Origin of the sequence: Rugamonas rivuli (assembly GCF_009380165.1) — a bacterium.
Lineage (GTDB): Bacteria > Pseudomonadota > Gammaproteobacteria > Burkholderiales > Burkholderiaceae_D > Rugamonas > Rugamonas rivuli.
In genome coordinates this window covers 461,310-473,641 of the sequence record NZ_WHUF01000003.1, presented here as the reverse complement: position 1 = coordinate 473,641, position 12,332 = coordinate 461,310, and the positions used below count along the sequence as shown (strand labels likewise).

Annotated in this window: 11 protein-coding genes; all 11 read left to right on the top strand. The window is 67.7% G+C overall.

Features of this window, described 5'->3' with window-relative positions; translation table 11 throughout:
- Nucleotides 1-2 precede the first annotated feature (2 nt).
- From tssH to GEV01_RS12530, 11 genes are read left to right on the top strand one after another with little or no spacing between them, the layout of a single operon-like run.
- A complete protein-coding gene (gene tssH / locus GEV01_RS12580) occupies nt 3-2,687 on the top strand; it encodes a type VI secretion system ATPase TssH (protein ID WP_152804741.1) in 2,685 nt (894 codons plus the stop codon).
- On the top strand, nt 2,684-4,675 hold the full coding sequence (locus tag GEV01_RS12575) for a type VI secretion system Vgr family protein (RefSeq protein WP_152804739.1): 1,992 nt from the start codon (nt 2,684-2,686) through the stop codon (nt 4,673-4,675). Before tssH ends, GEV01_RS12575 begins: the two co-directional genes overlap by 4 nt.
- Before the next feature lies 1 nt (nt 4,676).
- Nucleotides 4,677-5,402, top strand: a complete 726-nt coding sequence (locus GEV01_RS12570; protein WP_152804737.1) for a toxin-antitoxin system YwqK family antitoxin — start codon at nt 4,677-4,679, stop codon at nt 5,400-5,402.
- Nucleotides 5,402-5,788 (top strand): DUF4280 domain-containing protein, encoded by a 387-nt coding sequence (locus GEV01_RS12565; protein WP_152804735.1) that lies wholly within the window; start codon nt 5,402-5,404, stop codon nt 5,786-5,788. Before GEV01_RS12570 ends, GEV01_RS12565 begins: the two co-directional genes overlap by 1 nt.
- Nucleotides 5,789-5,810: 22 nt before the next feature.
- A complete protein-coding gene (locus GEV01_RS12560) occupies nt 5,811-6,065 on the top strand; it encodes a hypothetical protein (protein ID WP_152804733.1) in 255 nt (84 codons plus the stop codon).
- Nucleotides 6,062-6,919, top strand: coding sequence for a substrate-binding periplasmic protein (locus tag GEV01_RS12555; RefSeq protein WP_152804731.1), 858 nt, complete (start codon nt 6,062-6,064; stop codon nt 6,917-6,919). Before GEV01_RS12560 ends, GEV01_RS12555 begins: the two co-directional genes overlap by 4 nt.
- Before the next feature lie 9 nt (nt 6,920-6,928).
- Nucleotides 6,929-8,218 (top strand): dicarboxylate/amino acid:cation symporter, encoded by a 1,290-nt coding sequence (locus GEV01_RS12550; protein WP_328595503.1) that lies wholly within the window; start codon nt 6,929-6,931, stop codon nt 8,216-8,218.
- An 8-nt stretch (nt 8,219-8,226) separates the two neighbouring features.
- A complete protein-coding gene (locus GEV01_RS12545) occupies nt 8,227-9,651 on the top strand; it encodes a cation:dicarboxylate symporter family transporter (RefSeq protein WP_152804730.1) in 1,425 nt (474 codons plus the stop codon).
- A gap of 51 nt (nt 9,652-9,702) precedes the next feature.
- Nucleotides 9,703-10,197, top strand: a complete 495-nt coding sequence (locus tag GEV01_RS12540) for a hypothetical protein (protein WP_152804728.1) — start codon at nt 9,703-9,705, stop codon at nt 10,195-10,197.
- Between the two features lie 18 nt (nt 10,198-10,215).
- The gene (gene tssK, locus GEV01_RS12535; protein WP_152804726.1) at nt 10,216-11,541 is read left to right on the top strand and encodes a type VI secretion system baseplate subunit TssK; all 1,326 of its coding nucleotides are present in this window, start codon (nt 10,216-10,218) and stop codon (nt 11,539-11,541) included.
- A 4-nt stretch (nt 11,542-11,545) separates the two neighbouring features.
- Nucleotides 11,546-12,319: a DotU family type IV/VI secretion system protein gene (locus tag GEV01_RS12530; RefSeq protein ID WP_008445798.1), complete on the top strand. Its 774-nt coding sequence runs from the start codon at nt 11,546-11,548 to the stop codon at nt 12,317-12,319.
- Nucleotides 12,320-12,332 lie beyond the last annotated feature (13 nt).

Genomic DNA, 12,332 nt, shown 5'->3' with positions numbered 1-12,332 from the left:
CGATGGAAATCGATATCCGCACCCTGCTGTCCAAGCTCAACCCCGAATGCAAGCGGGCGATGGGGCATGCGGCCGAGCTGTGCGTGAAGCAGACGCAGTACAACGTCGAGCTGGAGCATTTGCTGTTCACCTTGCTGGAAGAGCGGGTGCCGGACTTTGTGCTGCTGTTGCGGCACTTCGGCATCGACGATGGCGCGGTGCTGGCGCAACTGCAACGCAGCATGGACGGCTTCAAGCGCGGCAACGGCCGCACACCGGCGCTGGCGCCGCAGTTCATTGCGCTGTTCCAGGAAGCGTGGATGCTGAGCTCGATGCTGCTGGGCAGCCAGCAAGTGCGCTCCGGCACGGTGCTGCTGGCGATGCTGGAGGTGGACAGCCTGCGCGGCCTGCTGATCGAAAGTGCGCCCGAGCTGCTGAAGATACCGCGCGAGCAGTTGAAGAAGGAGTTGCCTGCGCTGCTGGCCGCCTCGCCGGAGGATGGCGGCGCGGCCCTACCGCCGTCCGCCGCGGCCGTCCCGCAGGTGGGCGCCATGCCCACGCCGCAAGGCGCCGGCGGCGCCACGCCGTCGCTGGACCAGTACACGGTGGACATGACGGCGCTGGCGCGCGCCGGCCGCATCGATCCGATACGCGGCCGCGACGCCGAGATCCGCCAGATCATCGACATCCTGCTGCGCCGCCGCCAGAACAACCCCATCCTGACCGGCGAGGCGGGCGTCGGCAAGACCGCCGTGGTGGAAGGCTTCGCGCAGCGCATCGCCGCCGGCGCGGTGCCGCCGGCGCTGGCCAACGTGGTGGTGCGCACGCTGGACCTGGCGCTACTGCAGGCGGGCGCCGGCATCAAGGGCGAATTCGAAAACCGCCTCAAATCCGTGATCGCCGAAGTGCGCGCCTCGGCCACGCCCATCGTCCTGTTCATCGACGAAGCCCACCAGCTGATCGGCGCCGGCGGCAGCGAAGGGCAGGGCGACGCCGCCAACCTGCTCAAGCCCGCGCTGGCGCGGGGCGAGCTGCGCACCATCGCCGCCACCACCTGGGCCGAGTACAAGAAATACGTCGAACGCGATCCCGCGCTGGCGCGCCGCTTCCAGGTGGTCAAGGTGGAGGAGCCGACGACGGACGCCGCCATCGGCATGTTGCGCGGCATGGTGGCGACGCTGGAGCAGCACCACGGCGTCGAGATCCTCGACGAAGCCGTCACCGACGCCGTGCGCCTGTCGCACCGCTACATCTCGGGCCGCCAGTTGCCGGACAAGGCCATCAGCGTGCTGGACACCGCCTGCGCCCGCGTCGCCATCGGCCAGGCCGGCGCGCCGCCGCAACTGGAGACGCTGGAGCACGACATCGTCCTCAACGGCGAGGAACTGCGCATCGCCCGCCAGCGGCATGCGCGCGGCGAGGACCAGGCCGCCGCGATCGCCAAGATGGACATGCAGCAGGCGCTGCTGCAAGCGCGCCTGCTGCGGCTGCAGGACAAGCTGGCCGAGGAACGCCGCGCCGTCGATGAAATCCTGGTGCTGCGCCGCGCCATCGCCGCCTCGGCCGACGACCATGCCGCGCTCGACGACGAAGAACGCATCTCGCGCGGCGACCAGTTGCAGCGCCTGCAAAAAGGCCTGGAGGCGATCCAGGACGACGAGCCGCTGGTGCCGGTGTGCGTCGATTCGAAAATCGTCGCCGGCGTGATTTCCGGCTGGACCGGCATCCCGGTCGGCAAGATGCTGGCCGATGAAATCCACACCGTGCTGCAACTGAAGGAGCGGCTGGAAGACCGCGTGGTCGGGCAGGAGCAGGCGCTGGACGCCATCGCCCGCCGCGTGCGCACCTTCCGCGCCGAGCTGGACGATCCTGGCAAGCCGGTCGGCGTGTTCATGCTGGTCGGCCCCAGCGGCGTCGGCAAGACCGAGACCGCGTTCGCGCTGGCGGACATGCTGTACGGCGGCGAGCGCAATATGGTGACGATCAATATGTCGGAGTTCCAGGAGGCGCATTCGATCTCCAGCCTGAAGGGGGCGCCGCCCGGCTACGTGGGCTATGGCAAGGGCGGCGTGCTGACCGAGGCCGTGCGCCGCCGCCCGTATTGCGTGGTGCTGCTGGACGAAATGGAAAAAGCCCACCCGGACGTGCTGGAACTGTTCTTCCAGGTGTTCGACAAGGGCACGATGGAGGACGGCGAAGGCATCACCATCGACTTCAAGAACACGCTGATCCTGCTGACCTCGAACGCCGGGCAGGACGTCATCACGCAAGCCTGCGCCAACGGCAAGCGGCCCGATCCGACCGAGTTGATCGAGCAGCTGCGGCCGGCCCTGTTGCGCCAGTTCAGCCCGGCCTTCCTGGGGCGGCTGGTGCTGGTGCCTTACTACCCGCTGGGCGACGAGCAGATCAGCAACATCGTCGATCTCAAGCTGGCCAAGCTGGCGCTGCGCTTCGCCCAGAACCACAACGCCCGCTTCACCTGGGACGACCGCGTGACCGAAGTCGTCACCGCCCGCTGCACCGAGGTCGACAGCGGCGCCCGCAACATCGACTTCATCCTGACGCAGACGGTGCTGCCGCTGCTGTCGTCGCTGGTGCTGGAGCGTATGGCCATGCTCAAGCCCTTCACCGCCATCCACATGAGCGTGGGCGCGGACGAGCCGTTCGCCTACACCTTCCGCGAACATCCGCTGCGGGGCCAGCCATGAGGACCGGCTTCGAACAACCCGGCGGCCTGCTGGCCCTGACATCGCCCTTCGGCGACAACGACCTGCTGCTCGACTCGGTCGAAGGCAGCGAGGGCATTTCGGAGATGTTCAAGTTCAACCTGCACATGCGCTCCGGCAGCACCAGCCTGAGCGCCGCCACGGCCGTCGGCAAGAGCATGACGGTGATGCTGAGCGTGGAGGGCGGCAGCAAGCGCTACATCAGCGGCATGGTGTCGCGCTTCATCCAGAGCGGCTTCGACCAGGACTTCGCCACCTACGAGGCCGAGGTGGTGCCCATGCTGTGGCTGCTGACCCTGTCGCGCGACCGCAAGATCTACCAGGCCAAGTCGGTGGCGGACATCATCAAGGCGGTGCTGGGCGACTTCAGCGTCACCTTCGACGACAAGCTGACCCAGACCTACGATCCGGTCGACTACGTCGTGCAGTACGACGAAACCGCGTTCGACTTCATCAGCCGGCTGATGGAGCAGGCCGGCATTTTCTATTTCTTCACCTTCAGCAGCAGCGCGCATACGATGGTGCTGGGCGACGCCTCGTCCAACTTCGCCGATTGCGACGGCGCGGCGGCGGTGCGCTTCTTCCCGCGCACCGGCATGGGCAACGCCATCGACACGGTGTCGCGCTTTGCGCACGAGAACACCATCGCGGTGAAGAAGGCCACCGTCAACGATTACGACTTCACCAAGCCCAGCACGTCGCTGGAGGGCACGCATTCGGCCAGCGGCGGCAGCGGCACGGTGTACGAGTTCGCCACCGGCCATCTGGCGGTGGCGGCGGCCACGGCGATCGCCAAGCTGCGCGTGGAGGCCAGCCAGGTCAATGCCGAAGTGCTGCGCGGCGACAGCTTCTGCTATCCGTTCAGCGCCGGCAGCAAGTTCACGCTGTCCGAGCATTTCGTCGAAGCGCTCAACGCCGCCTTCGTGCTGCGCCGCGTGCACCACACGGCGCGCGACGATCTGTACACCAATTCCTTCGAGGCGTTCCCGGTGGCGGTGCCGTTCCGGCCGCCGGTGCAGACGGCGCGGCCGCGCGCGGTGGGCTGCGAGACGGCGCTGGTGGTGGGCCCCAGCGGCGAGGAAATCTGGACCGACAAGTATGGCCGCATCAAGGTGCAGTTCCCCTGGGACCGCGACGGCGTCAAGGACGACAAGAGCTCGACCTGGATGCGGGTGGCGCAGTCGGTGGCGGGCAAGGGCTTCGGCGCGCTGTTCCTGCCGCGCGTGGGGCAGGAGGTGGTGGTGACGTATCTGAACGGCGATCCGGAGCGGCCGCTGGTGACGGGCTGCGTCTACAACGGCGAGAACACCACGCCGGCCGAGCTGCCCGCCAACCAGACGCAGACCATCATGCGCACCTGGTCGTCCAAGCAGGGCGCGGCGGGCAACGAGCTGCGCTTCGAGGACAAGAAGGATGCCGAACAGCTCTACCTGCACGCGCAGAAGGATATGCTGACCGAGGTCGAGGATGCGCTGACCATGACGGTGAAGAAGGGTGCGGAAATCCACACGCTGCAGGAGGGCGACCGCACGGTGGATGTGCAGAAGGGCAAGGAGACGCACAACGTCAAGGGCACGCGCGAGGTGACGGTGACGGGCGACGAGACGCATACCAACGCCGCCAAGTTCACCCACAAGGTGACGGGCGATTATGCGCTGACCATCGACGGCAAGCTGACCATCACGGTGACGGGCGATATCAGCATCAAGTCCAGCGCGGCGGTGACGGAGGAATCCGGCACGACCTACGGCATCACGGCCGGCACGGCGCTGACGGCCAAGGCGGGCACGGCCTTGACCAACGAGTCCGGCACCGACTTCACCAACAAGGCCGGCACCAAGATGACTAATCAGGCGGCGGTGCAGATGGATAACAAGGCGCCGGTCATCAACAGCAAGGCCGATGCCACCCAGACCGTGGAGGCCGGCGCGATGCTGACCCTCAAGGGCGCCATGGCCAAGGTGAACTGAGATGACGACCGAGACCGACCTCGCCGCCACCGCGCCCCCCGCGCCCGCCGAACCGCTGCTGCTCGAAGAGCACAACGAGGGCGGCCAGCTGCTGCAACGCGCCTGGCTGCGCGACGGCGTGCTGCACGGCCCGTTCGAACAATTCAGCGCGCTGGGCCACACGCTGATGAAGGCGCACTTCGAAGCCGGCAAGATGCACGGCCCGATGTCGGTGTTCGGCCCGGACGGCAAGCTGATCCAGCAATCGCAGTTCCAGCACGGCGTGCCGCACGGCCAGATGGAAACCTATGTCAACGGCCGCTGCATCGCGCGCCAGACGATGGTGGACGGCGTGCCGGCCGGGCCGTCGCTGTCCTACGATGAAGCTGGCCACCTGACCTCGCGCCTGAACATGTTCGACGGCCAGATCCAGGGCCCGGCCGAGTTTTTCCACGAAGGCTTGCGCGTGCGTAAATCGCACTACAAGGCCGGCCTGCTGGACGGCGAGTCCACCGACTTCGACGCCCAGGGCAGCGTGGTGCAGACCTGCACTTACCGCGCCAACCTGTTGCACGGCCCGATGCGCCGCTACTGGCCGGACGGCGAACTGATGGAAGAAGTGATCTACCGCGAGGGCAAGCCGGTCGGCTCGCCGGCGCGCTTCGACCCCAAGGGCAAGCGCACCGACAACGCCGCCGCCACGCCCGACATTCTGGACCGGCTGCAAAAGCTGGTGAGGGGTAGCTGATGGGACAACAAACCTGCATGGGCGCGATGCTCAAATGTAGCTTCGGCGTGGCGCCGGGCACGCTGATGGTGTTGCCGGCCAACGCAGTGCTGACCGCCGTGCCCGACGCCAACATCATGGACAACAAGCCGATGGTGAACATCCTGCCGTTCGGCATGTGCCAGTCGATGGCCAATCCCATGGTGGCGGCGGCCACGGCGGCGGCGCTGGGCGTGCTGACGCCGATGCCGTGCATCCCGGCCACCGTCGCGCCGTGGGTGCCGGGCTCGCCCACTGTATTGATCGGCAATATGCCGGCGCTGAACAATTCGTCCAAGCTGATGTGCATGTGGGGCGGGGTGATCGCGATCAACGCGCCCGGCCAGACCACCGTTTCCATTCCCTGAACACTTAACCGCGACCGCCACCATGGAATACCGATTCAGCCTGACTCCCCGTTTGATCGCCCTGGCCATCTTCTCCGGCGTGGCGATGCTGGTGCTGCTGTTCGCCCTGGGCTATCAGATCGGGCAGAGCATGGCCGAGCGGCCCGCGCCGGCCGTGGCCGAGAACGCGGCAAAGCGCGCCCGCCAGCAGCTGACGGGCAAGGTCAGCAGCGAGGCCGCCGCCGCAGCAGCGCCCGTGACCGAACGCGTGAACGCCGCGCAAAAGGCCGCCCAATGAAGCGCCTGGCACTTTGGCTGGCGGCGCTCGCGCTGTACGGCGCAGCCCCGGCGCAGGCCGGGCCGAAGGTGCAGGCCGCCGCCCAGGATCCGTCCGGACTGGTGCGGATGGCCGACGGCCGCCTGCTGGCGCCGGATATCGCCCGCATCGTCCAGCGCGGCGAGCTGGTGGTGTCCATGCTGGCGGTCGATAATCCGCCGTTCTTCTCGGTCAAGAACGGCGAACTGGTCGGCACCGACATCGACATCGCCCAGCTGGTCGGCAAGGAGCTGGGCGTGACGGTGCGCTACGACCGCAGCCCCAAGACCTACGACGGCGTGGCCGAGATGGTGGCCGCCGGCCAGGCCGACCTGGGCATCAGCCGGCTGGCGCGCACGCTCAAGCGCGCGCAGTCGCTGCACTTCTCCAACCCCTATCTGCGGCTGCCGCACGCGCTGCTGATCAACCGCATCCGCTTTGCCGAACTGGCCGGCGACCGGCCGCTGCAACAGGTGGTGCGCGACTACACCGGCTCGCTGGGGGTGCTGGGCGCTTCGTCGTGGGAAGAGTTCGGCCGCCGCAATTTCCCCAAGGCCAAGCTGACCAGCTACCCCAACTGGGTCGACGCCGTCGAGGCGGTCAAGAAGGGCGACGTGGTGGCCGTCTACCGCGGGGAGCTGGAGGTCATGCAGCTGTTCAAGGACGACCCCAGCCTGGCGCTGACGCTGCGCACCGTGACCTTCAGCGACCTGGAGTCGCTGCTGAGCGTGATCGTCGGCATCCACGATCCGACCCTGCTTTCCTTCGTCAACGAACTGATTGCGCAACGGCCGGTACAGGCCATCACGAGCCGCGGGCTCAAACCGGTCAAATAAGGACACCACGTGGACGCTCCGACCACCGCCATGCAGCGCTTTCAACAATGGGCTTTGAACCCTTGGACCGTGCTCGGCTGCGTGCTGGCCGGCGGCCTGCTGGGCTGGTCCGCGCCGCCGCTGGCGCGGCACCTGGGCGTGGTGGGCGTGGTGTATGTCGACCTGCTGAAGATGATCGTGCTGCCGTTCATGATATCGGCCGTCATCTTCAGCCTGCAGAACCTGTACCGCGACGGCGGCGCGGCGCGCATCTTCAAGCGGGTGGTGGTGGTGTTCATCGGCTTCTCGCTGATCGTCGCGGTGCTGGCCACGCTGTGTTCGGTGCTGGTGCGGCCGGGCGGCAACCTGCCGGCCGAAACCCGCGCGGCGCTGGGCAAGATCATCAGCGCCGACGGCGACAGCAGCAACACCGAAATGGCGATGCGCGGCGCCGAGCCCAGCCCGCACCACACCGACCTGAAGGACGTGCTGCAATCGCTGATCCCGCAGAACATCTTCGCCTCGCTGGCCAACGGCGAAACGCTGAAGGCGCTGGTGTTCGCGCTGCTGTTCGGCTTTGCCGCCGGCCAGGTGCCGACCCGCATTTCGGGCGGACTGCACCAGGCGCTGGAGACCATCTACCACGCCTGCCAGACCTTGACGCGCTGGGTCAACCTGCCGGTGCCCTTCGTGCTGGTGTGCATGGCGGCCAGCCAGGTGGCGCAGACCGGCCTGCAGCCGATCGCGTCGATGGCCGGCTTCGTGATCCTGTTCCTGCTGGTGTCCGGCATGCTGATGGCGCTGGCGATGGCGCTGATCAGCCGCCGAGCCGGCGTGCCCTTCGGCACCGTGATGGCGGCGATGCGCGAACCGTTCGCGCTGGGCGTGGCGACCAACAACAGCGCCACCTGCATGCCGGCCATGGTCAGCGGCCTGGTCGAGCAGCTGCAGTTCGCGCGCGCGCGGGTCGAGCTGCTGGTGCCGCTCAGTATTTCGCTGCTGCGGGTCGGGGCGATGGCGTATTTCGTCTGCAGCACGCTGTTCATCGCCGCGCTGTATGGCCGTCCGATGTCGGTGCCGGACCTGGGCTTGCTGGTGCTGGTGTCGGTGCTGTCCGGGTTTGCCTCGGCCGGCATGGCGGGCGTGGTGACAGTGTCGCTGGTCGGCACCATCTGCAGCTACCTGACGCTGCCGTTCGAGGCCGCCTTCATCCTGCTGATGGCGGTCGATCCGATCTGCGCCATGGCGCGCACCGCCGTCACCGTGATCGGCAGCTGCGCCGCCGTGGCCAGCATCTGCGCCGCACCCGTCAAGCTCTAGGACCGGCCATGCAGACCCTCGTCAACCCCGCCATGTTCCAGCTCAGGGATATCTTCCATCATCCGGCCACGCTGCTGGGGGCGATGCTGCTGGGCGGCTGGGTCGGCACGCTGTTTCCCGCCAGCGCGCCGCTGCTGGCGGCGCTGTCGATGCTGTACCTGTCGCTGATCCAGATGGCGGCGCTGCCGTTCGTGATCCTGGCGGTGTACTTCGGCTTGCAGCGGCTGCCGTCGGAGCCGGGCTCGGGCGCGCGGCTGGCGCGGCTGGCGGCCATGTCGCTGCTGGCGATGCTGCTGTGCGCGGTGGTGGGCGTGCTGGTGGCCAGCGCGGGCGGCGCCGGGGCCGGCATGTCGGCGGCGCAGGCGGCGGCGCTGGGCAGGCTGGCGCTGCGTTCGGAGTCGCAATTCACGATGGCCATGCGCGACGGCGTCGAGCCCGCTCCCGAGCAGTGGGACATCGGCGTGCTGGTGCCGGACAATTTCTTCGGCGTGCTGGCCTACGGCTCGCTGCCGTCGGTGCTGATCGGCGTGCTGTGCTTCGGCGCCGCGGTGTCGGTGCAGGATCCGCTGCGCTCGGCCCAGCTCAGCGCCATCTTCGAAGGCGCCTACCGCGCGCTGGAATCGCTGGTGAACCGCTTCAACACCTTGCTGCCGGCGGCCGCCTTCGTGCTGGCGGCGGCCGCCACCGCCAGCGCCGGGGTCGAGGCCATCGTCCTGCTGGGCAGCTTCCTGGCGGCCTTCTTTGCGGCGGCGGGGGCGGTGTGCGCGGCGGCCATCGCCATCATCTGCTGGAAGCTGAAGAAGTCGCCGTGGCTGGTGATGCTGGCGCTGCGCGAGCCGATCACGGTCTGCCTGTTCTCGCCGGTGGCGGTGGCGGCGGTGCCGGGCTTTATCCAGGGCATGAGCGTGCGGCTGGGCTTCAGCCGCGGGCTGGTGGAGCTGGTCTCGCCGATCGCGCCGGTGTTCATCAAGGCCGGCGAGGCGATGTTCTTCGCGGTGCTGGCGATCTTCATCGCCAATCTGTACCACCATGCGCTGTCGGCCGCCGATGTCGCCTGGATCTGCGCGCTGTCCTGGGCCGCCGCGCTGTGGTCGGTGGGCATGGTCGGCGTCAAGTCGGTGATACTCGGCGGCTTCGTGATGGCCTCGATGGGGCTGCCGCTGGAGGCGGTGCTGCCGGTGTTTATGCTGGTGGAAGTGTTGTGCGAAGGACCACGGAATTTACTTTCCTTTCTTATATCATCGGCTCTGATTGCCTTGGTAGCGGATGGTCTGTATATTAAAAACGAGCAAGATTTCGAAGTGTGGCATCCGTCCACGCTCAAGCTCGTCTTCACCCGCAAACAAGCGCTGTCCGTGTTGTTCCTGTTGTTGATTGCTTTGTCCACAGTGTTTTGCGCCGGCATAGGCTATGGCCTGCGCAGGGCTTTTTGAAGACTGACTTATGCAACTGAAGATGACACCTCTTTTCGAATGGAAGCCCGCATGAGGCGCCGCAGTGTGTTGCTGCTGGCCTTGCCTGGCATGCTGGCCGCGCTGGCCGGTTGTGGCGCCACGCGCGCGCTGTTCGGCCCCAGCATGGCCGCGCCCGGCTGGAAGTCGCTGACCCTGCGCGCCGCCGACGACGCCAACAGCAACAGCGCGGTGGCGGTGGACGTGGTGCTGGTCAAGGACCAGGCCGTCCTTGATTCGCTGCTGGCGATGCCGGCCTCGAAATGGTTCGCCACGCGCGCCGAACTGCAGCGCACCTTTCCGGAAGCGCTGACGGTCTACCCCTACGAGCTGGTGCCGGCGCAAACGATCAAGCTGAACGATAAAAAATGGAGCGACCAGAAAGCCTGGGCCGCGCTGGTGTTTGCCGGCTATGCGAACGCCGGCGAACACCGCGCGCGCCTGCTGCTGAACGCCTCGGGATATGTTGTGCAACTGAACGCGCAGGGCTTCGTGGCGAACGAGCCCAAAGCCGGCGCGGCCCAGTAAGCTTATGGAAGCCACTCAATGACCGTACCTCAACTTTCACATCGCATCCAGTGGCACGAAGGCATGATGCTGACGCCGCAGCACTTCCAGCAGGAGGGCGCGCGCATCGACGCGCTGCTGGCCTGGCAGTCGATGGCGACCAATCCCTACGGCTGGGGCGTGCGCGCGCTGCTGATCGACGAGGCGCTGCTGACCACCGGCCTGCTGCGCATCCAGCAGCTGGAAGCGATACTGCCCAACGGCATGGCCGTCACCTACGACAGCGCGCTGGCGCAGGGCCAGCCGCTGGAGCTGGACCTGGCGCCGTGGGCGGAAGCGATGGCGCAGCAGGACCTGTCGGTGTACCTGGTGGTGGGCAACACGCGCTCGCTGAACCAGCCGGGCCAGCCTGCCATGTTCCGCGGCATCGAAAGCCCGACGGTGGAGGACGAGGTGTCGCAGGCGCTGCCGGCCGACCTGCCGCGCATGGCGGTCAACCTGGCGCTGGCCGCCGGGCCGGTGCCGTCGGCGGCCTACACCTCGCTGCGGCTGATGACGGTCAACAAGGGCAACGAGATCGTCCATCCCGGCGCCTACCTGCCGGCGATGCTGGAGGTGCCGGCCGCGTCCAGCGTGCGCCAGCGCGCGCAAGTGCTGGCCACCCATATGCGCAACAAGGCGGTGTTCCTGGCGCGGCAGACCGCGCAGCCGTCGTCGCGCACCGAGGACCGCATCAACCTGCTGGAGCAGAAGGCCAGGCTGTCGAGTCTGATCCTCAACCTGCCGGTGCTGGAAGCCTTGCTGCGCAGCCCGTCCGTGCATCCGCTGCCGCTGTACCTGGCGCTGTGCGCACAGCTGGGGCCGCTGGCGACGCTGCGGCCCGGCGCCGTGCCCATCATGCCGCCGGCCTACGACCATGCCGACGCCGGCCCGGCCTTCGACGCCGTGCTGAGCGCGCTGACCGACCTGGTCGGCGAGGTCAGCCAGGAGTGGAAGACCTGCGTGTTCAACTACGACGGCCAGGCCTTCGCGCTGGCGATGCAGGCGGACTGGATCGGCGCGCGGCTGGTGGTCGGCCTGCGCGGCCAGCCGGAGCGCGAGGCCACGCAATGGATGGCGGGCGCGGTGATCGGCTCGCAGACGGTGTGGACCTCGCTGACCGACCGCCGCGTGCTGGGCGCGGCGCGCACCCGCATCGAGGCCGCGCCGGAACTGGGCTTGCGCGCCAGCGCCGGCTACACGCTGTTCAGCGTCGAGGTCAGCGACGAGTTCATCGTGGCCGACCAGGCGCTGTTGATCAGCAATGCGAATGAAAGCCTGCTGGCGCAGCGGCCGCAGGAAGTGGTGTTGTTCATAAAGGGATGAGGCCGTGAGCATATTATCGGGCAAGTCAAGCAACGCGCCGGCGGCGCCGGCCTGGAGCGGCGCCATCAGCGAGGGCGTGGACCTGGCGTCGGTGCAGTTCCGCGATTTCTACGACATGCTGTCGCGCTCGGCGCAGGCGGCCACGCGGGTGGGCGAGGGCGAGGCCAGGTCGGCCGCCGAGGCGCTGAGCCGCCAGCTGTGCCAGCTGATCGAGCTGCAGTCGCTGGAAGCGCGCCGCATCGTCGGCAAGGCCGGCATGGAGGCCGAGGCGCAGGGCCGCTTCCTGAAGGCGGCGCTGGCCGACGAGGTGCTGCTCAACACCGAGTGGGCCGGGCGCAGCTACTGGCGCCACGTGCTGATCGAGACCACGCTGTTCAAGTCCAGCTATGCCGGCGAGCGCGTGTTCGACGACCTCGACCAGCTGCTGCGCGAGCGCGAAGCGTCGCGCCGCCATGTCGGCCGGCTCTACCTGTATCTGCTGTCGCTGGGCTTCCAGGGACGCTATCGCGGCCAGAAGCAGGACAAGATCGCCGAGTACCGGCGCGAGCTGTTCCAGTTCGTCTACCTGCGGCCGGCCGATTTGCAGGGGCGCGACCGCACGCTGTCCGAGCAGGCGTATGCCAGCACGCTGTCGCACCTGGCGGCGCGGCGCCTGCCCAAGTTCAACCGCAGCGGGCTGATGTTTTTGCTGGCGCTGCTGATCTTGCTGGGATTGTCTGAACTGCTGTGGTTGTGGCAATCGTGGCCGGTGCGCGCCGCGCTCGCCACGACCGTGTAACTAAACCTTCATC

Bases quoted from the DNA above. Each gene is read 5' to 3' on its own strand.
- tssH (WP_152804741.1), top strand. From the start codon at position 3: ATGGAAATCGATATCCGCACCCTGCTGTCCAAGCTCAACCCCGAATGC.
- GEV01_RS12575 (WP_152804739.1), top strand. From the start codon at position 2,684: ATGAGGACCGGCTTCGAACAACCCGGCGGCCTGCTGGCCCTGACATCG.
- GEV01_RS12570 (WP_152804737.1), top strand. From the start codon at position 4,677: ATGACGACCGAGACCGACCTCGCCGCCACCGCGCCCCCCGCGCCCGCC.
- GEV01_RS12565 (WP_152804735.1), top strand. From the start codon at position 5,402: ATGGGACAACAAACCTGCATGGGCGCGATGCTCAAATGTAGCTTCGGC.
- GEV01_RS12560 (WP_152804733.1), top strand. From the start codon at position 5,811: ATGGAATACCGATTCAGCCTGACTCCCCGTTTGATCGCCCTGGCCATC.
- GEV01_RS12555 (WP_152804731.1), top strand. From the start codon at position 6,062: ATGAAGCGCCTGGCACTTTGGCTGGCGGCGCTCGCGCTGTACGGCGCA.
- GEV01_RS12545 (WP_152804730.1), top strand. From the start codon at position 8,227: ATGCAGACCCTCGTCAACCCCGCCATGTTCCAGCTCAGGGATATCTTC.
- GEV01_RS12540 (WP_152804728.1), top strand. From the start codon at position 9,703: ATGAGGCGCCGCAGTGTGTTGCTGCTGGCCTTGCCTGGCATGCTGGCC.
- tssK (WP_152804726.1), top strand. From the start codon at position 10,216: ATGACCGTACCTCAACTTTCACATCGCATCCAGTGGCACGAAGGCATG.